This is a genomic window from Candidatus Amarolinea dominans (assembly GCF_016704685.1).
Lineage (GTDB): Bacteria > Chloroflexota > Anaerolineae > SSC4 > Amarolineaceae > Amarolinea > Amarolinea dominans.
This window is the reverse complement of sequence record NZ_JADIZS010000029.1, coordinates 1-18,927: the sequence shown is the minus strand read 5'-3', so window position 1 is coordinate 18,927 and position 18,927 is coordinate 1. Positions and strand designations below refer to the sequence as shown.

General features: G+C 61.5%; 14 protein-coding genes and 1 pseudogene. 13 read left to right on the top strand and 2 right to left on the bottom strand.

Annotated elements, in window-relative coordinates; genetic code table 11:
- Window positions 1-70: 70 nt before the first annotated feature.
- The 9 genes from IPF85_RS18475 to IPF85_RS18435 all read left to right on the top strand — a co-directional run bounded on the left by IPF85_RS18475 (window position 71) and on the right by IPF85_RS18435 (window position 12,096).
- Window positions 71-1,321 carry a DUF1116 domain-containing protein gene (locus IPF85_RS18475; RefSeq protein WP_343409531.1) on the top strand — a complete coding sequence of 417 codons (1,251 nt, stop codon included), beginning with the start codon at window positions 71-73 and terminating at the stop codon, window positions 1,319-1,321.
- Window positions 1,322-1,521: 200 nt separating this feature from the next.
- Window positions 1,522-3,195, top strand: a complete 1,674-nt coding sequence (locus IPF85_RS18470; RefSeq protein WP_343409530.1) for a cyclase family protein — start codon at window positions 1,522-1,524, stop codon at window positions 3,193-3,195.
- A 66-nt stretch (window positions 3,196-3,261) separates the two neighbouring features.
- On the top strand, window positions 3,262-4,122 hold the full coding sequence (locus IPF85_RS18465; protein WP_343409529.1) for a xanthine dehydrogenase family protein subunit M: 861 nt from the start codon (window positions 3,262-3,264) through the stop codon (window positions 4,120-4,122).
- A gap of 25 nt (window positions 4,123-4,147) precedes the next feature.
- On the top strand, window positions 4,148-4,627 hold the full coding sequence (locus IPF85_RS18460; protein WP_343409528.1) for a (2Fe-2S)-binding protein: 480 nt from the start codon (window positions 4,148-4,150) through the stop codon (window positions 4,625-4,627).
- Window positions 4,628-4,660: 33 nt separating this feature from the next.
- The gene (locus IPF85_RS18455) at window positions 4,661-7,006 is read left to right on the top strand and encodes a xanthine dehydrogenase family protein molybdopterin-binding subunit (protein ID WP_343409527.1); all 2,346 of its coding nucleotides are present in this window, start codon (window positions 4,661-4,663) and stop codon (window positions 7,004-7,006) included.
- Window positions 7,007-7,187: 181 nt separating this feature from the next.
- Window positions 7,188-7,829 carry a carbon monoxide dehydrogenase subunit G gene (locus IPF85_RS18450; protein WP_343409526.1) on the top strand — a complete coding sequence of 214 codons (642 nt, stop codon included), beginning with the start codon at window positions 7,188-7,190 and terminating at the stop codon, window positions 7,827-7,829.
- Between the two features lie 202 nt (window positions 7,830-8,031).
- Window positions 8,032-9,453: a solute carrier family 23 protein gene (locus IPF85_RS18445; RefSeq protein WP_343409525.1), complete on the top strand. Its 1,422-nt coding sequence runs from the start codon at window positions 8,032-8,034 to the stop codon at window positions 9,451-9,453.
- Window positions 9,454-9,590: 137 nt separating this feature from the next.
- Window positions 9,591-10,130, top strand: coding sequence for a hypothetical protein (locus IPF85_RS18440; RefSeq protein WP_343409524.1), 540 nt, complete (start codon window positions 9,591-9,593; stop codon window positions 10,128-10,130).
- A gap of 1 nt (window position 10,131) precedes the next feature.
- Window positions 10,132-12,096: a glycoside hydrolase family 3 N-terminal domain-containing protein gene (locus tag IPF85_RS18435; protein ID WP_343409523.1), complete on the top strand. Its 1,965-nt coding sequence runs from the start codon at window positions 10,132-10,134 to the stop codon at window positions 12,094-12,096.
- Window positions 12,097-12,269: 173 nt separating this feature from the next.
- On the opposite strand, the gene aspS is transcribed toward IPF85_RS18435, so the two are convergent.
- Both aspS and IPF85_RS18425 read right to left on the bottom strand, forming a co-directional pair.
- Complete coding sequence (gene aspS, locus IPF85_RS18430) at window positions 12,270-13,643, bottom strand: aspartate--tRNA(Asn) ligase (RefSeq protein ID WP_343409522.1); 1,374 nt, start codon at window positions 13,641-13,643, stop codon at window positions 12,270-12,272.
- A gap of 859 nt (window positions 13,644-14,502) precedes the next feature.
- Window positions 14,503-15,111: a TetR/AcrR family transcriptional regulator gene (locus IPF85_RS18425; protein ID WP_343409521.1), complete on the bottom strand. Its 609-nt coding sequence runs from the start codon at window positions 15,109-15,111 to the stop codon at window positions 14,503-14,505.
- Between the two features lie 112 nt (window positions 15,112-15,223).
- On the opposite strand from IPF85_RS18425, the gene IPF85_RS18420 reads away from it, so the two are divergent.
- The 4 genes and pseudogenes from IPF85_RS18420 to IPF85_RS18405 all read left to right on the top strand — a co-directional run.
- Window positions 15,224-15,907 carry an NAD(P)-binding domain-containing protein gene (locus tag IPF85_RS18420; protein WP_343409520.1) on the top strand — a complete coding sequence of 228 codons (684 nt, stop codon included), beginning with the start codon at window positions 15,224-15,226 and terminating at the stop codon, window positions 15,905-15,907.
- A gap of 89 nt (window positions 15,908-15,996) precedes the next feature.
- A complete protein-coding gene (locus tag IPF85_RS18415) occupies window positions 15,997-16,743 on the top strand; it encodes an SDR family oxidoreductase (RefSeq protein ID WP_343409519.1) in 747 nt (248 codons plus the stop codon).
- Window positions 16,744-16,911: 168 nt separating this feature from the next.
- Window positions 16,912-17,934 carry an aldo/keto reductase gene (locus IPF85_RS18410; RefSeq protein WP_343409518.1) on the top strand — a complete coding sequence of 341 codons (1,023 nt, stop codon included), beginning with the start codon at window positions 16,912-16,914 and terminating at the stop codon, window positions 17,932-17,934.
- 8 nt (window positions 17,935-17,942) lie between these two features.
- A pseudogene (locus IPF85_RS18405) lies at window positions 17,943-18,927 on the top strand (transposase); the annotation flags it as partial.

The window sequence follows — 18,927 nt, the reverse complement described above, 5'->3', positions numbered from 1 at the left end:
AGATAGAAGATAGAAGATAGAAGATAGAAGATAGAAGATAGAAGATAGAAGATAGAGGTGGGAGGAGACAATGATTGACATCGAAGAGGCGAATCGGCAAACCGTCGAGCGCATGATGGAAGCCCGGCCCGTGCTGGTGGGAATCGGGCGGGCGCGGGATGTCATCCCCGGCATGCACGACAACCTGCTCTTGCACGCCGGCCCGCCGGTGACCTGGGCGCGCATGGCCGGCCCCATGAAGGGCGCGGTGGTGGGCGCTTTGATCTTCGAGGGCAAGGCGCAGGGGTGGGACGATGCCGAAGCCCTGGTGAATTCGGGCGCCATTCAGTTCGCTCCCTGCCATCACCATGCCGCGGTCGGCCCCATGGCCGGCCTGATCTCTCCTTCCATGATGGTCTACATTGTCGAAAATCAGACCCACGGCAATCGGGCCTATTCCGGCATGAACGAGGGCCGCGGCCGCGTCTTGCGCATGGGCGCGTACAGCGAGGAAGTGATTACGCGCATGCACTGGCTCAACGATGTCTTTGCCCCCGTTGTTGACGAGGCGATTCGCCTCAGTGGCGGCCTTGACCTGCGCATTCTACTGACCCAGGCTCTGCACATGGGCGATGACGGCCACAACCGCTTGCAGGCCGCCTCGCTGCTGTTTCTCAAGAGTCTCGACCCGATGATCGTCAAAGCCGCACCCAACTGTGACGTGGCCTCTGACATCCTCAAGATCATCGGCGAGAACGCGCTCGCTGTCTTGAACCCGGTCATGGCCGCATGCAAGACGATGGCCGACGCCGGCCACAACATCGCCGGCAGCAGCATTGTCACCGCCATGGCGCGTAACGGCACCGAGTTTGGCATCCGCGTCTCCGGGCTGGGCGACCGTTGGTTCACCGCCCCGGCCAGTGTGGTCAAGGCGCTGTATTTTCCCGGTTTCACGGAGCAGGATGCTAACCCCGACATCGGCGATAGCACGATCACCGAGACGGCCGGCATCGGCGGCTTCGCCATGGCCGGCGCGCCCGCCATCGTGGCCTTCATCGGCGGTTCGGCCAAAGATGCGGTGCGCACCACCCTCGACATGTACGAGATCACGTTTGCCGAACACCGCTACTTCTCCATGCCCGCGCTCGACTTTCGCGGCACCCCCACCGGCATTGACATCCGCAAAGTGGTCGAGAAGAGTATGACCCCGCGCGTCAACACCGGCGTGGCTCACAAGGACCCGGGGATCGGGCAAGTAGGCGCGGGAATCGTTGTGGCGCCGATGTCCGCGTTCGAAGATGCGTTCATGGCCTACGCCGAGGAATACGGATTTGCCGATTGAGAAGCCGGGTTTCTGGCTTGACATCTCTCGAAAGGGTAACTGCTCACCCTGCAGGCCGATTTGGACAGGATGAACAGGATGTACAGGATTCTTGCTCTGTGGTGTGCAAAACTACCCGGCAGAGTCGAATATCCTGTCAATCCTGGAATCCTGTCTGAATTCCAGGCAGACCCAGCAGTTACTCGAAAGGACACGAATTCATGGACCGCGCATCGTTTATTGACATGCTGTCTACGGCCAAGATGACTGATCTGACCCAGGGGTGCAGCATCTTCACGCCGCCCTGGCCGGGCGAGAAGTCCCTGGAAATTCATTTCTTCAAGCGCGTGACCGGCGCCTACGGCGGCGGTCAGGGCGCCAACGGCCAGATTCTCAACTGGAGCAATACCGTCGGCACACACCTGGTCGGCGAGCGCGCCTTCCATTCGGGCGGCCGCGCCATCGCCGACATTTCCTTGCGCGACCTGTGCGGCCCCGGCGTCGTCGCCGACATTTCCGACCTGGTTTCCGACTACAGCCTCTACACGCCTGAGATGATCATGAGCCGGGCCGATGTGCGCCCCGGCGACATCCTGATCATCAACACCGGCTACCATCGCTACTCCTGGGATCAGCCCGATGTCTTTTCCGCGCAGGCGCAGGGCGGCGTGGAGTCGAAGGAGTTTGGCTTCTATGTGCGCCACCCTGGCCCCGCGCCCTCTTTCTTCCCCTGGGCGCTCGCCATGAAGCTCAAGGTGGTCGGCGTGGACTGTGGCTGTGCGGAGCATCCGATGAATACCCCCATCCGCCGTATGCACGAAAATCACTTCCAGCGCGCCGAAGCAAAGCTCAAGCAAACCTACGGCATGTCCTGGGACGAGATGTTCCCGCAGGATGACTACTACCAGATGACCCACATCACGCTGCCGAAGGCCCATCTGATCTTCGCCGAGGCCATCGTCGGGGACATTGACAAGCTCAAGAATCAGCGCGCCTGGATCGCCATCATGCCGGTCCCCTTCATGGAGGTCGAAACCGCGTGGGCGAGGGTCTGCGCCTATCAGCCGCCGGAGGGCATGGATGACGCAGCGTTCTACCAGGCCATGGCCGCGGCCGAGATCTTTGACCTGACTGCGCCCTTTAGCTGCCAGACGCCGCAGTGGCTCAACTACGTGCCGTTGAGCGTCACCTACAACAAGCGTGTCGGCGGCCAGTATTTCGGCATGGGCCGCAACGGCTCCACCTGCAACGCCAGCATTCACATCGCCACTCACATGGACGGCGAGAAGCACTTCTACCCGGCCGGGCGCGCCATCGGTGAGGTGCCGCTAACCGATTGGGTTGGCCCCGGCGTCATTGCCGACATTTCGCATCTTGTCAGTGATGCCAGTGTTTACACACCGCAGATGATCCAGGACGTCGTTGATATTCGCCCGGGTGACATCCTGATCATCAAGACCGGCTGGGCTAACTACGGCTGGTACAGCCCCGACGCGGACGAGTTTCGCTACATGGTCAACCATCCCGGCCCGTCGCCCGACTTTTCCAAATGGGTCACCGACATGCGCATCAAGTGGATCGGCGTTGATGCGGTGAGCGCGGACCACCCGATGAACACGATCATGCGCATCTGGCACCCCAAGACCTTCGCCGCGGCCAACGCCAAGCTGATTCGGGACTTTGGCAGGGATTGGGATGAGATGTACCCGTTGGACTACTATTACCAGGATATGCACCTGAACCTCTTCCCCAAACGAATCGTTCACGCGGAGAATCTGGCCGGCGACCTGTTGAATATGCCCAGCGGCCGCTATTACATCGGCTGCTACCCGCAAAAGGCGATGGAAGCCGAATCCATGTGGGCGCGCTTCGTGGCGATCAAAGCAGGGGAGTAGCAACGCCGTCCGCGGATGATGGCGTTGCACAAGGAGGTTCTTGTACCAGTGGAGGCACGTATCTGAATGAAGCCATCTCCTTTTACCTACCTCGCTCCTGGCAGTACCAGCGAGGCGCTCGCCTTTTTGAGCCAACACGGCTTCGATGCCAAGCTCCTGGCCGGCGGGCAGAGCCTGATCCCCGCCATGAACTTTCGCCTGGCCCAGCCGGCTGCCCTGATTGATCTCAACACCATCCCCGACCTGGCCTACCTGCGGCCGCAGGCTGACGGCGGGCTGGCCGTCGGTGCGATGACGCGCCACAGCACGATCGAGCATGACCCACTGGTCGCGGCGCGCGCCCCACTCCTGCGCGCCATGGCCCCCCACATTGCCCACGCGCAGATTCGCAATCGCGGCACCTTTGGGGGCAGCATGGCACACGCCGACCCGGCCGGCCATTGGCCCACTGCGGCCCTTGCCCTGCAGGCGCGCTTTCGCATCATGGGCGCAAGCGGCGAACGCTGGCTGGATGCAGATGATTTCTTCCTCAGTCTGTTCACCACCGCGCTGCAGGCGGACGAATTGCTGGCAGAGGTGATGCTGCCTCCGCTGCCGCCGCGCAGCCGCATTGGCTATCAACAGGTGGCCCGTCAGCACGGCGCCTTTCCGTTGGCCGGCGTGGCCGCGGTCATCACCCTGGACGAACGCGGCCGCTACCAGGCCGCCCGGCTTGTCTATCTGGGCGCCGGTGAAATGCCCATGATCGGCGCCCAGGCCGCCAAAGCCCTGCTCGGCCAGGCGCCCTCGGCTGGCGTCATCGCCGCGGCGGCGGAGGCCGCGGCCCGCTATGACGTTGATCCCGGCGGCGACATCCACGCCTCGGCCGCGTACCGCCGACACCTGGTGAAAGTGCTGACCCGCAAAGTCCTGCACGAGACGGCGTAACCCTGGCGTGACCTAAGGAACACTCATGTCTCAAACCATTCCTGTGACGATGACCGTCAACGGCGCCCAATACGAACGCTTCGTCGAGCCGCGGCTGCTGCTGTCCGACTGCCTGCGCCACGAACTGGGGCTGACCGGCACGCACGTCGGCTGCGAGCACGGCGTCTGCGGCAGTTGTACCATTCTCTTCGATGGCAAACCGGTGCGCTCCTGCCTGATGTTTGCCATTCAGGCCCAGGGCCACGAGATTTTGACCGTCGAAAGCCTGGGCACGCCTGAGCATCTGCACCCCTTGCAGGCGGCCTTCCAGGAAAAGCATGCGCTGCAATGCGGCTTCTGCACCCCGGGTTTTCTGATGACCCTGGTCCCCTTCCTGGCCGACAACCCGCAGCCGACCGAGGCCGAGATTCGGGAAGCCATTTCGGGTAATCTCTGCCGGTGTACCGGCTACCAGCACATTGTGGAAGCCGTCCACCTGGCCGCCAGCCAGATGGCGCAGGCGTAAGCCGCTACCAGCGCCCAAACGGAGTCAATCGCCATGAGCAACCAATACATCGGCCAGCGCATTCGACGCAACGAAGACCCCCGCCTGCTGACGGGGCAGGCCCTCTTCGTTGACGACGTTCAGATGCCGGGCATGCTGCACGCCGCTTTCTTGCGCAGCGACTACGCGCACGCCCGCCTGCGCAGCATTGATGTCAGCGCGGCGCGCGCCCATCCCGGCGTGGTCGCGGTTTACACTGCGGAAGACATGGGCGACTTCTGGCGCCCCGGCCCGCTGCTCGTTCCCGCGCCCCATTCCATCCCCGGCCTGATTTTCAACAAGCGCACCCAGATTCCCCTGGTCAGGGACAAGGCGCGCCACGTGGGCGAACCGTTGGCCGTCGTCATCGCGGACAGCCGTTACACAGCCGAAGATGCCCTGGCGGACATCCTGCTGGACATGGACCCGCTGGATGCCGTGACCGATCTGGAGCAGGCGCTGAAGCCAGGCTCAGCGCTTGTGCATGATGATCTGCCGTCCAACCTGGCCGCGCACGTGGTGCAGCACAAGGGCCATTACGCGGAGGCCCGCGCCCGCGCCGACGTGGTGGTGCGCCGGCGCATCTCGATTGATCGCGGCGCGGCCGCGGCGCTGGAGAATCGCGGCTATGTCGCCTGGTGGGACCCCAAGATGCAGCAGTTGACGATGTGGGCCACCACCCAGGCGCCCATCGCCTTGCGCAACGTCATGGCCGGCATGCTCGGCCTTTCCGAAACTGACGTGCGCGTGATCGCGCCCTTTGTCGGCGGCGGCTTCGGCCCCAAAATCATGCTCGCCCAGCCCGAAGAGGTGCTGCTCTGTTGGGCCACGCGCAGGCTCGGCCGGCCCATCAAGTGGATCGAAGACCGCGCCGAGAATTTCGTCTGCACCACCCAGGAACGCAGCCAACTGCACGATGTCGAGATCGCGCTGACTCGCGACGGCAAAATTGTGGGGCTGCAGGATGTTTTTCTGCACGACACCGGCGCCTATGATCCGTATGCACTGACCGTGCCGCTGAACACGCAAACGCACACCATGGGGCCGTACAACATCCCCAACTTCCACACCGAATACCGAGTCGTTTTTACCAACAAGATGATCGTCACCCCCGTGCGCGGCGCCGGCCGGCCGCAGGGCGTGTTCATCATGGAGCGCATCATGGACGCCGCGGCGCGTGCGCTGCACATGGACCCCACCGAGCTGCGCCGCATCAACATGATCCCGCCGGACGCGTTCCCCTTTCACCAAACGATCATTGGTCAGGACTTCACCGAGCAGATCTACGACAGCGCCAATTTCCCGGCCACGCTGCAGATGGCGAAAGAGATGATCGGCTACGACCAGTTTGTGCGCACAGAACAGCCGCGGCTGCGCAGTCAAGGCAAGCACGTCGGCATTGGCATTGCCTGCTTCACCGAAAGCGGCGGCGTGGGGCCTTACGAAGGCGCGCGCATCACCGTGGCCAGCAGCGGCAAGATCAACCTGGCGACGGGCGTCGGCACCCAGGGGCAGGGACATTTCACATCCTTTGCGCAAGTGGCCGCCGAACACCTGGGGGTTAGTCCGCAGGATGTGCATGTCGTCACCGGGGATACCGCCCAGTTCCAGTGGGGCACCGGCACCTTTGCCAGCCGCGGCGCGGTGGTGGCCGGCAACGCGGTCAACGCGGCGGCCCTCGCAGTGCGCGGCAAAATCCTGAAGCTGGCAAGCAAGCTGCTCAACACGCCCGAAGAGGAGTTGGAACTAGCGGACGGCCAGGTGCGCGTGGCTGATCTGCCTGAGCAGACCATCAGCCTGGCCGAGCTGGCCTTCAAGGCCAACCCCATGCGCGGCTCAGTCGAACCGGGCACCGAGCCTGGCCTCGAATCTACCCAATACTTTGGCCCTCAATACGGCGCGACCGCCAGTGGCACCGTCGCAATGATCGTCGAAGTGGATCTGGAAACCATGCTGGTTCAGATTCAGCGCTTCGTCATCGCTCACGATTGCGGCACCGTTCTCAACCCCCTGATTGTGGACGGCCAGATTCATGGCGGTGTCTCCATGGGCATCGGTCAATCCTTCTACGAGCAGTTGATGTTCAACGAGGGCGGGCAACTTCTGAACGGATCCCTGGCCGACTACCTGCTGCCCAACGCCCTGGACATGCCGGCCAGGATCGAGATCGGACACCTGAACACGCCATCGCCCCTCAACCCGATGGGATCGAAAGGCGTGGGCGAAGCGGGCGCCATCCCCACACCGGCGGCCTTCGTGAGCGCCGTCGAAAACGCCCTGGGCCATCTCGGCATTGAGATCATGGAATCTCCCCTTAGCCCCAACCGGATCTTTGAGTTGGTGCAACCCAAGAGAACGTAAGCGTTCAGTTGGTCCTCACCCCCCGGCCCCCTCTCCCGACGACAGCAGTTCCGTCGTCGGGAGAGGGGGTAGGGGGTGAGGGCCTGAACGCTTACCCCAAGAGAACGTAAGCCCGCGGTGGCCCTTGCCTGTGCAAGGCAGGCGCCGGCCGCACCATCTACCGAGGAGATTGGTACGATTTATGAAGCTCGAAGGTGAATACCTGTTCAACGGCCCGCGTGACGACGTGTGGAAGCTAATTCGTGACCCCGATGTGCTTGCAACCGCCTTGCCAGGCACGCAAAGCCTGACCAGGTTGAGCGACACCGAATTCGAAGGCGCCATGAACCTCCACATCGGCCCCGTCACCGGCGTCTTCTCGGGCAAAGTCCTTGTCTCCGATGAAGTTCCCCCCGAAAGCCTCACCCTGACCGCCGAAGGCAAAGGCAGCCAGGGCTTCGGCAAAGGCGTGGGCCGCGTGCAGTTGCAGTCGCAGGAAGGCAACAAAACCCTGATGACCTACGAGGGCGACATCCTCGTCGGTGGCAAACTTGCCAGCGTCGGCCAGCGCAACATCGAGACCGTGAGCAAGAGCCTGGTCAAGCAAGGCCTGGCCGCGCTCGACAAAGCCCTCGAAGCCCGCGTCGCCGCCTCAGCGGGCGAGGCGGTTGCGTATACGCCACCCAGCGAGACCGAGTTTGCCATCGCCGTGGCCAAGGATGTCGCCGGCGACCTCAAGGAGCGTGCCCTCGCCAGCCCCTACGGTCGCACCCTGATCTATGCAGTTCCGCTCATCGCCGTGCTCATCATCCTGGTGTTCATCCTGTCGAGATGCGCCGCGTGACGCCGAATCAAGTCAACCCCCAGAAAGCGAGGTGAATTCCACAAGACCATCGTGCGCCGCTCGCGCAGTCGTCACCCACGGGAGGCAGCAAACCGGGCAGGCGCTGAGCGCCAGGTGAAGTCCCCACGAAAGGTCCGTATTTCGCACAATCGTTCGCATCATCAGTTCGTACAAGGGTTCTCAATCAGAAAGGAAGGATGCAATGGCAGCGAAAACCAAACCCCAAGTCATGGGCTATCTACCGAACGATACCCCCCCATTCGGTCAAATGGTCCTGCTTGGCCTGCAGCACGTACTCACCATGTTCCCCGCCACTGTGCTGGCCGCGATTTTGATGAAATTCCCCGTCAGCACCGTGCTCACCATCACCGGCCTGGGCACGGTCATCACCCTGATTGTTAGCAAATTGGCCCTGGGCACCTACATCCCGCTCTACTACGGCTCCAGCTTCAGCTACATCACCGCGGTTGCTGGCATCATGGCGGCCCTGGGCGTCAGCTCAGAGACCGCGGTCGCCCCGCCAGAGGCCATCTCCGTCGTCACCGCCGGTTTCATCGCCACCGCGATCATCAACGTGGTGGTAGGCTTCATCATCCGCGCCTCCGGCGGTAAGCAGGCTTTGGACAAGGTTCTGCCCGCCATCATCACCGGCCCCGTTGCCTGCACCATCGGCATCGGCCTGGGCGCGGCCGCGCTGACCATGTCCAGCGGCACCTGCTGCGGCATTGCTGATCCTGGGACGCAGATCAAATGGTGGACGGCCGCCATCGTCACCCTACTCGCCGCTTACATCTTCTCGGTCTATCTGCAAGGCAAGGGGTTCGTCGGCATGCTGCCCATCTTGCTGGCGGCGGTCGTCGGCTACCTGGTTGCCATTCCCCTGGGCCTGGTCAACTGGGCCGGCTTCGGTCAGGAAGCCCTGCTGCGCGCGCCGGTCATCACCCTGCCGCGCTTCAACGACCCGCTGACGCTCACCGCTATCGTAGGCATCGGCATCATGGCGATCGCGACCATTCCAGAGTCCACCGCGCACCTGTATCAGATCAGCCTGTATGTGGATCACCTGGCCGAAGAGCAGGGACGCAAGAAGTATGCCCTGGCCGAGTACATCGGCTTCAACCTGATGCTCGATGGTCTGGACGACTTCATCAACGGCTTGTTCGGCTCCACAGCCGGCACCAACTATGGCGAAAACAACTCGCTGATGGTCATCACCCGCAACTACGCCGGCCCGGCCTTGCTGACAGCCGGCGTCATTGCCATGATTCTGGGCTTCATCGGCCCGCTGGCCGAAGCCATTTCCAGCATCCCCACCGCGGTCTCCGGCGGTCTGGCCATCTACCTGTTTGGCGTCATCGGCATGCAAGGTATTGCGCTGATGATGGCCGAGAAGGTCAATCTGTATGATCCTCGGCAGCTCGCGATCGGCGCGATCATCCTGATCGTGGGCATCGGTGGCAACATCGGCTTCCCCAACGGTTTCCTGCCCATTCCGCTGCTGACCGGAATCTTCCCCAATGGTTGGCCGGCCATCGCCACGGGCGCCATGCTCGGCATTCTGTTCAACCTGATCACCCTCGTCTTCAAGCCCCCTGCAGAACGTGCTGACATTCTGCACAAATAGTAGGGGCATGGCCTTGCGCCTGCCCGCGTGAGCGACCGCAAGGGTGCGCTACACATTGAGAAAATACGGATGAACGATGTGCGACGCCGGGCGCCAGCGCAGCCGCCGGGCGTCGCACATCACTCGAACAACCACCCATGATCCTTGATTTCACCTTCGCCGCGAACCGGCAGACCATTCGCATCACAGCCCCGCAGGTTGACCTCGCGTTGCAGGTGCGCAACCTTGTGGGGTACCACCTGGCCACCAAACAAATCATCTCGATCGGCGACACGTCCGCAGAGATGAAAGCCAACGCGCCCGCATTTTGGGAAAAGAACCACGCCAAGATCACGTTTCTGCACCCTTTCGACTTCACGGAAAAACACCCCGACACCGGCGCCTACGAGCCGCTCATCGCAGCCCGCCTCGTGCAGTGGTATGCCGACCACGCCTTCCGCCGCATAGATCGCCGCAGCTTCAAGCGCATGCTGCTCAGCCCCTGGGTGGATCGCGTGGACTATCACCTGGAACTGGCCGACTTCGACGCGCTCCCGCCCGCGACCCGCCAGCAGTTCGTCCGCCATCTGAAAAAGCTACTGGTGGCCGCGCGCCACGTGCAGATCAATGGCCAAACCGTCATCGGCAAGCCGCCCGCCGCCAAATCAAATCAAATCAAATCAAATCAAATGAAATAAAATGAAATCGAAACATTGGCCGATCAGCCGGCTCCTGCTGATGGTTGTTTTACTGGCGGCCTGCCAGCCCACGCCAACTCCTCCCTCCACAATTGCGCCATCTCCAACGACCGCTGCGGACGCAATTCCCCTCTACAAGGATGCCGGGCGCCCGCCCGCCGCACGGGCGCAAGACCTGCTGTCGCGCATGACCCTGGCTGAGAAGATCGGTCAGATGACGCAGGTGGAAAAGGATAGCATCAAGCCGGAAGACATCACCACGAAGTTCATCGGCTCCCTGCTCAGCGGCGGCGGCGGCTCGCCGTCGCCCAACACGCCGGCCGCCTGGTACGACATGGTGGCCAAGTTTCAGACGCGTGCGCTGCAGACACGCTTGGGCATCCCGCTCATCTACGGCGTGGACGCGGTGCATGGTCACAACAACGTGGCCGGCGCGACCATTTTCCCGCACAACATCGGCTTGGGCGCCACGCGTGATGCGGACCTGGTGCAGCGCATTGGCCGCGCTACGGCCGAGGAGATGACCGCCACCGGCATCCGCTGGAATTTTGCGCCGGTCGTGGCTGCGCCACAGGATATCCGCTGGGGTCGCACTTATGAGGGGTACAGCGAGAACACCGACCTGGTCGTTTCATTAGGAACAGCCCTTGTGCGCGGCCTGCAAGGCGATAACCTGGCCGCGGCGCCGGCCGTGCTGGCCACGCCCAAGCACTTCATCGGCGATGGCGCCACCACCTGGGGCACCTCCAGGACCGAGCAATACAAGCTCGATCAGGGCGACACGCAGATGGACGAAGCCACCCTGCGGGCGCGCTTCCTGCCGCCTTACCAGGCCGCGGTGGACGCCGGCGCGCTCAGCATCATGGCCTCGTTCAGCAGTTGGAACGGCGTCAAGGTGCATGCCCAGAAATATCTGCTCAGCGATGTGCTCAAAGGCGAGTTGGGATTCACGGGTTTCATCGTCTCTGACTGGGGCGCGATTGATCAGATCGCAACCGATTACAGGCAGGCCGTCGTCGCGGCCATCAACGCCGGTGTGGACATGAATATGGTGCCGCAGCAGTACGACCGCTTCATCACCACGCTGACCCAGGCGGTGGAGGCCGGGGATGTTCCCATGACGCGCATTGACGACGCCGTGCGGCGCATCCTGATCGTCAAGTTTGCACTGGGGTTGTTCGAGAACCCGCTGCCGCCCGATCCGGACGCGCGCGCCGTCGGTTCTGAGGCGCATCGGGCGCTGGCGCGTGAGGCCGTGCGCAAATCGCTGGTGCTGCTCAAGAATGACAACGCCGCGCTGCCGCTGGCCAAAGACACACCGCTGATCTTCCTGGCCGGGCAAGCCGCCAACGACATCGGGACGCAGTGCGGCGGCTGGACCATCACCTGGCAGGGCAGCGATGGCGCCATCACCACCGGCGTCACCCTCCTGGACGGTATCCGGGCCACGGTCAGCCCCGCCGCGCAGGTGCAGTTCAACCGCTTTGGCAAGTTCGATGCCGTCACCGGCGCGGACGGCAAGCCGGCCATCGCCGATGTGGGCATTGTCGTGCTGGCAGAGGCGCCCTATGCCGAAGGTGTGGGCGACCGCGCCGACCTCAGGCTGAGCGAGGCCGACGCAGGGCTGATCGAGCGGGTGCGCGGTCAGAGCCGCAAGCTGGTGGTCATCCTTCTCTCAGGGCGACCGCTGGTGATTACCGAACACCTGGCGGCCAGCGATGCCTTTGTAGCCGCGTGGCTGCCCGGTACTGAAGGCCAGGGCATGGCCGACGTGCTTTTCGGCGATTTCCCCTTCGAGGGCAAGACGCCATTCTCCTGGCCGCGCAGCAACGAGCAGATTCCCTTCGATTTCGCCAACCTGCCAGCCGCCGGCTGCGCCGCGCCGCTCTTCCCCTTTGGCTACGGTCTGGATGCCAGCGCTGGCGGCCCTCTCATCTTGCCGGAGTGCCCGACGCCCACTAATTGAACTTCTGGACCAGGATTTCCTGCCACGAATGACACGAATTTACACGAAAAGAAGAAAATTATTCTTCCTCCCCCGGCCCCCCGCGAAAAAATCGTCTCACCACGAATGACACGAATTTGCACGAAAACAAAAAATAATTCGTGTCAATTCGTGCAATTCGTGGCAAAAAAGTCTTACGGCGTGAGGCGGCCGAGGTCGCGCGGGAAGAGGGTGGCCAGGCGGATGTTGTCCAGGCCGAGCAGTTGCATCAGGAAGCGTTCCAGGCCGATAGCAAAGCCGCCGTGCGGCGGCATGCCGTACTTGAACACCTCCAGGTACGCCTCGAACGCGGTCAGATCGCTGATGCCGTGCTGCGCCAGCGCGGCGACATAATCCGCATAGCGGTGCAGGCGCTGACCGCCCGTCACCAGCTCTGTACCGCGAAACAGCAGGTCGAAGCTGTTGGAGAAGGCCGGATCGGCCAGGTTCGGATGGGTGTAGAACGGCCGCTTGCCCATCGGGTAACCGGTGACGAACAGGAAGTCGCTGCCCAACGTCTGCAGCGCCCATTGGCCCAACCAACGCTCATGCGCCGGCGCCAGGTCCGGCTCGTCGCGGCAATCTTCGCCCGTGGCCTGATAGATCATCTCCTGCGCGGCAGGGAAATAGACCCAGGGAATGTGGGCCACGATGCCCCCGGTGCCCGCGGCCGCCAGCGGCGAGATGGCGTCGGGCGCCGCGAACGCGGGCATCTTCACTCGCAGTTGCGCCAGTTCCACAGCCTGCGCATGGGTCAAATGCTGCAGGATGCCCTGAATGACCGCGGCCAACATCTCCATCACGTCGAAGTGATTCTCGATGAAGCCGAACTCCACGTCGAGGCTGACATATTCATTGATGTGCCGCGTCGTGTCGTGCGGCTCCGCGCGGAAGACAGGGCCAACCTCGAAGACGCGCTCGAAAATGCCGACCATCGTCTGCTTGTAGAACTGCGGGCTTTGCGCCAGGTACGCGGCGCGGCCAAAATAGTCCACCTTGAAGACATTGGCGCCGCTCTCCGTGGCTGACGCGACCAACTTGGGCGTTTGCACCTCGGTGAAGCCCAGGCCGGTCAGGGTGGCGCGGAAGCCGGCCATGATGCCCGCACTCAGTCGAAACAGCGCCCATTTGTTGGGGTGACGCAGCCCTACCACACCGTGATCGAGGAAGGTGCTGAGGGTTGCTTTGACTTCCTTCTTGTTGATCTCGAACGGCGGCGGCTCTGTCACCGCGGTGATGATGCGCACCTGGCAATCGTGTAGCTCGCAGCCGCCGGGCGCCTGCGCTTCCAGCGTCACGACCCCCGTCAGCTCCACCACGCTGCCTTCCACACAGCCGGCCAGCGGCGCCAATTGCTCCGGCGTCAACACCGCCTGGAACAGGCCGAAGCCGTCACGCAGGACCAGAAAGTTGATGGCGCCAATCTGGCGCAGGCGATGCACCCAGCCGCACAGGCGCACCCGTTGACCCACAGCGCGCCCGGCTTCGTTCGTGCGTACGCGCGGCGGCGCGGATATCACGGTTTCCATTGACATTTCTTCTCCTGACTTGAAAAAGCGCCGAACTTGTTCGGCACTCCCGGTCCGCTGGCATTTTCATCCACTCACGGATTCATGACCGCAGGCAGTTTCCCACTCGCCATCGTTTCGTCTCTGGATTCTACCAACCGCAACTGCTTGCGGGGCAACTTTCCCGCCAATATCTCGCCGTCTTCAATGCCGATAGTTCAACTATACCACAGGTGATTGTCCTGGCCTAAACGAAATATGGGTTATGCGGCGGCAAACAAGACAGCATCACACTTTTCGTAACGGCCGAGCCGCCGCATAACCCGGCGCCAGCGACTTCCTGGCGCCACTTGAACTGAGCCGTCCGGAAGATAAGCGATTCTTGGCAGCGCCGTTTTGAGGAGAAGCAGTGTTCAGGGCCGCATTCTGATCACCACCAATTTCTGCTTCAACGGCTGCTATCGGGGGGCGATATTCAGTTCGGCCCGTAACTGTTCGATAGTAATGACCTTTTCTTTCCGCGCACTTTAGCGGGCGCGTGCGATGCGCGCCTGAAATTGCGGATGGCGCAACAAGGCTTCTGCCCACCGAATCCCGTCCGCTCAGGCCCGACTCTTCCTACTCGTAAGCTTCTCAAATCGTATTCTGGGCGAAGCTCATCTTCCATTTTGTTGTCAACCTTGACACCATCTCGACCTGGTTCGCCTAACGGCCTCGAGCTGAGCCGCCCGGCCAGCCAAGGGTAGGGGTCACGCTGAACTCAACGACTGGCTGGCCGGGTCGGCTCCAGCGAGTTGTTGGGCGGCTGGCGGCGGGCATTCCCCAGCTCATGCAGGCTCAGCATTGACGGTCCCCTTCTTTGTCCGTGTCAAATGGCCGTTCACGGGCAAAGTTGATATGCCTTACTTTTCAATTTGCCGGGAAGTTGCGCCTCGATGAGCGCCTCTGCCGCCTGCGCCACACCGGCCACCGGGTTCCTGACGCCGAACATACGCACGGCCATAAACGCGCCGTCCATCAGCAGGAGCAGCTGGTCGGCGAGAACTTCGGGTGAGCGCGCCCCGGCCTGTTGCGCCAGTTCGCGGAAGCGTGCGCGCACGGCCTGCTTGTGCTCCAGCGCCACTTGATGCCCCGGATGGTCGCGCTCCGGGAAATCTACGGCGGCGTTGAGGAACGGGCAACCGTAGCACGTCGGTTTAGATGCCAGTTTCTCCAGCGCGCGGAAGAATGCGATCAACTTTTCACGCGGCTGATCAACCTCGTTGGTAGATTGCTCAAACCATTCCCAAAATTTTGTGTTGGTTTCCTGCAAACAAGCCACGATCAAATCGTCCTTGGAATCAAAGTGACGATAGAGGGTCATCTTGCCTATGTTCGCTTCGGCTGTAATCGTATCCACGCCAATGGCGCGATAGCCATTTTGAAAAAATAAGCGGGCGGCGGTTTCCAATATTTGACCTTTCGTTGAAGTGCTTGATTTCTGATTCATAGGTTTTGCCTCTTGACACGATACAGGCCTGTATCGTATAATCACCATAGCGATACAGACTTGTATCGTAACATATTTCGTAATTTTGTACAACCCGAAAAGGAGTAATACAATGAAAATCGGCATCCTCGGCACAAGCATGGTTGGTCAAGCGATCAGCGGGAAACTGGCGGAACTTGGACATGATGTAATGGTCGGCACACGCGATGTGGCTAAAACACAGGCGAACATTGAACCCCATCCCTACGGCTTTCCAGCATTTAGCATTTGGCAGAAAGAACATTCGAGCGTCAAACTCGGAACCTTTGCCGACGCCGCCAAACACGGTGAAGTTGTGTTCAATGCCACGAACGGCACAGGTTCCTTGGACGCGCTCAAACTGGCTGGTGAATCCAACCTCAACGGCAAGGTGCTCGTGGATATCGCCAACCCGCTGGACTTCTCCCAGGGCATGCCGCCCTCACTCTCGGTGAGCAATACCGACTCGCTGGGGGAGCAAATCCAGCGCGCTTATCCAAATGTAAAGGTGGTAAAGACCCTCAACACCGTGACGGCGTTCCTAATGGTGAATCCTGCTCTGGTTGGCAACGGCGACCACACGCTGTTTGTGTGCGGGGACGACGCCGACGCCAAAACCCAGGTGACCGACTGGCTCAAAGGTTGGTTTGGCTGGAAAGATGTGATTGACCTGGGTGACATCACGAACGCGCGCGGCACGGAGCAAGTTCTGCCCATCTGGATTCGGCTATTTGGCGTGCTCGGCACTGGAATGTTCAACATCAAGATCGTAAGGTAGTTGAAGTTGCTGCCTGCCATCGCCTCAGCGATGGCAGGCAGCCGACGCTAATCTATGTCCCAATTCCAGATCACAGGAAGGCAAGAATAATGACAGGCACAATTATCGTCACCGGCGCGTCCGGCACGGTCGGCCGCGAAGTCGTCAAACAACTCGCCGCGGCCGGCATGAAAGTCCGGGCGGCTGTGCATACCGCTAGTAAAGGCGATGTGTTCAAACGACTCGGCATCGAGACTGTTGAGCTGGATTACGCCAGACCGGAGACCTGGGCGGCGGCTTTTGACGGGGCCGCGAAAGTGTTTTTCGTGGGATACGCTGGGCCGACATTCGCTGAGCTTTCCAGGAATCTCGCGGAAGCGGCAAAGAAGGCGGGGGTCGCACACTTCGTGAAGCTCTCAGCTTTCGGCGCGGATTTTGCCCCGCAGTTCTATATCGCCAGGTCGCATCGTGAGTCGGAAGAAGCGATTGAATCAACCGGCATCGCCTACACCCACCTGCGGCCCAACGTGTTCATGCAGAATCTAATCAACTACTACGGGCAAGCGATCAGGGACACGGGCATATTTTATCTGGCGCAAGGCGACGGCAAGGTCGGTTTCATAGACGTGCGCGACGTCGCCGCTGCCGCCGTTGTGACGTTGACGAGCGGCGGCCACGCGGGCAAGAGCTATAGCCTGACCGGCTCGGAGTCCCTTTCCTACTACCAGGTTGCGGAGATACTTTCCCGCGCCGCTGGAAAGAAGATCGAGTACGTTGCGTTGTCGGAGGAGCAGGCTTTGCCAACAAAGCCGAGCCAGCGGTGCGCCGGAATTTCATCGAAGTCCGCAAGACCATGACGCTGGCAGGGATGGCGGCTTCTGCTTGTTAACTCGGTATACAAGCAGATCACGGGCCGCCAGCCTGTCCGTTTCGAGCAGTTCGCCAAGGATTACGCGGAAGCATTCAAGTAATCTACTTCAACGATTCCCGTCAGGTTCAACTTTTGGAAAGCAGGAGATAAAACGATGCGTTATAAACTAATGGGACACAGCGGCTTGCGCGTTTCCGAACTCGCGCTCGGCACGATGACTTTCGGCAAAGAGTGGGGCTGGGGCGCGTCGAAGGAAGAGAGCCGCAAGATTTTCGACGCCTTCGCGCAGGCGGGCGGCAACTTCATTGACACCGCCAACCGCTACACCAACGGCACGAGCGAGAAATACGTCGGCGAGTTTGTCGCGGCGGAGCGCGAGCGCTTCGTGTTGGCGACCAAGTACTCCCTGTTCATGCGGCGAGATGACCCGAACGCCAGCGGAAATCATCGCAAGAATATGATCCAGTCTTTGGAAGCCAGCCTGAAACGGCTCAACACCGATTACATTGATCTGTATTGGGTACATGCCTGGGACTTTATGACTCCCGTGGAAGAAGTCATGCGCGCGCTGGACGATATGGTGCGGGCGGGCAAAATCCTGTACGTCGGCGTGTCCGACACGCCCGCCTGGATCGTCTCGCGCGCCAACATGCTGGCCGAACTGCGCGGCTGGTCGCGCTTCGTCGGTTTGCAGATTCGCTACAATCTGGTGGACCGCGCCGCCGAGCGCGATCTACTGCCGATGGCGCGCGCGCTCGATCTCGCCGTGACTCCGTGGAACGTACTGGGCGCAGGGGTGCTGACGGGCAAATACAATCAGAAGGAAACCGCGCAGGGACGCGCCGCCAACTGGAAGGAGATTCCGCCTTATCAGTTGAAAGTGGCAGAGACGGTGGTGGATGTGGCGCAGGAGATCGGCTGCCCGCCGGCGCAGGTCGCGCTCAGTTGGGTGCGCCAACAGCCAGGTGTGATCATCCCCCTGCTTGGCGCGTCAAAAGTGACGCAGTTGCAGGAGAACCTCGACTCGCTCAAGATCACGTTGGATGCGGCGCAACTGGCGAAGCTGGACGCCGTGAGCAAGATCGAACTCGGCTTCCCGCACGACTTTCTGGCCTCGGATGAAATCCATGACGTTGTGTTTGGCGGCACGTTTGCGATGATAGATAACCATAGATAAAAATTCGATTGACCCCACCCACGCCACCGTGCGCCATCCATCTGCCGGACGAACCGCAGCCGGTCGGCCAGGGTTTTGAGGTAGTCGTAGACCAGACCTGGACCCAGCCGCCGGCGGCGAATGAGACCAAGAAAACCCCGGCTGCGACCGTGATTACCTGGAGCGAGCGCACCTTGGTCGTGCGCAGTGACAAACACGCCCACCGCCAGCAACACGGTTTGGTCGAACGTCTGCGGCGGGCGGAACGGGCGCTCACCAAATTGAAGGCGACCCCGGAGGCCGACTTGGCGCAACTCACGAGCCAAAGCCAGGCCCTGCTGGACCGCCACGACGTCGCCGCCTACCTGCAGGTGACCTGGACGGCGCACACGACAGAGACCAAACACTATCTCAAGCGCGGCCGCCACGGCCCAAAGAGCCCGTTTGAGTTGGTGAAGAGCAGTTCGTGGCATGTGCAGGTGACCCAACTCACGCAGGCCATTGCCACTTTCAACCAATTGGCCGGCTGGCGGATCTACGTCACCAACGCCCCAGCCGCACGCCTGGATGTCCAGGCCGCCGTGTCTTGCTACCGGGAAGAATGGCAACCAGAACGCGGCTTTCATCGGCTCAAGGGTGCGGCGCTGGCGATCCGGCCCTTGTTGCTGCGCTCTGATCAGCGCATCTGTGGCCTGGTGCGCATCTTGGTCATCGCGTTGCGGGTCTTGACCTTGCTCGAATTCGTGGCCCGGCGCCAACTCGCCCAGCAAACCACGCCGTTGCGGGGTTTGTATGCGGGCAACCCCAAACGGGCCACCCAACAACCGACCGCTGAACGCTTGTTGCGGGCTTTCGATGACATCACCTGGTATCAAGTGTCGGATGGTCAAACCACTTGGGAGTACGTCACGCCATTGTCGCACCTGCAGCGGCGTATCTTGGACTTGCTTGACATACCGGAAGCAGTCTACACCCAGGCTCAGCCCCAACCCGCATTGGCTTGCCGCCCTTGTA

Coding starts and splice junctions, on each gene's coding strand:
- IPF85_RS18415 (WP_343409519.1), top strand. CDS start 15,997: ATGACAGGCACAATTATCGTCACCGGCGCGTCCGGCACGGTCGGCCGC.
- aspS (WP_343409522.1), bottom strand. CDS start 13,643: ATGGAAACCGTGATATCCGCGCCGCCGCGCGTACGCACGAACGAAGCC.
- IPF85_RS18450 (WP_343409526.1), top strand. CDS start 7,188: ATGAAGCTCGAAGGTGAATACCTGTTCAACGGCCCGCGTGACGACGTG.
- IPF85_RS18455 (WP_343409527.1), top strand. CDS start 4,661: ATGAGCAACCAATACATCGGCCAGCGCATTCGACGCAACGAAGACCCC.
- IPF85_RS18420 (WP_343409520.1), top strand. CDS start 15,224: ATGAAAATCGGCATCCTCGGCACAAGCATGGTTGGTCAAGCGATCAGC.
- IPF85_RS18410 (WP_343409518.1), top strand. CDS start 16,912: ATGCGTTATAAACTAATGGGACACAGCGGCTTGCGCGTTTCCGAACTC.
- IPF85_RS18465 (WP_343409529.1), top strand. CDS start 3,262: ATGAAGCCATCTCCTTTTACCTACCTCGCTCCTGGCAGTACCAGCGAG.
- IPF85_RS18435 (WP_343409523.1), top strand. CDS start 10,132: ATGAAATCGAAACATTGGCCGATCAGCCGGCTCCTGCTGATGGTTGTT.
- IPF85_RS18460 (WP_343409528.1), top strand. CDS start 4,148: ATGTCTCAAACCATTCCTGTGACGATGACCGTCAACGGCGCCCAATAC.
- IPF85_RS18475 (WP_343409531.1), top strand. CDS start 71: ATGATTGACATCGAAGAGGCGAATCGGCAAACCGTCGAGCGCATGATG.
- IPF85_RS18425 (WP_343409521.1), bottom strand. CDS start 15,111: ATGAATCAGAAATCAAGCACTTCAACGAAAGGTCAAATATTGGAAACC.
- IPF85_RS18470 (WP_343409530.1), top strand. CDS start 1,522: ATGGACCGCGCATCGTTTATTGACATGCTGTCTACGGCCAAGATGACT.
- IPF85_RS18445 (WP_343409525.1), top strand. CDS start 8,032: ATGGCAGCGAAAACCAAACCCCAAGTCATGGGCTATCTACCGAACGAT.
- IPF85_RS18440 (WP_343409524.1), top strand. CDS start 9,591: ATGATCCTTGATTTCACCTTCGCCGCGAACCGGCAGACCATTCGCATC.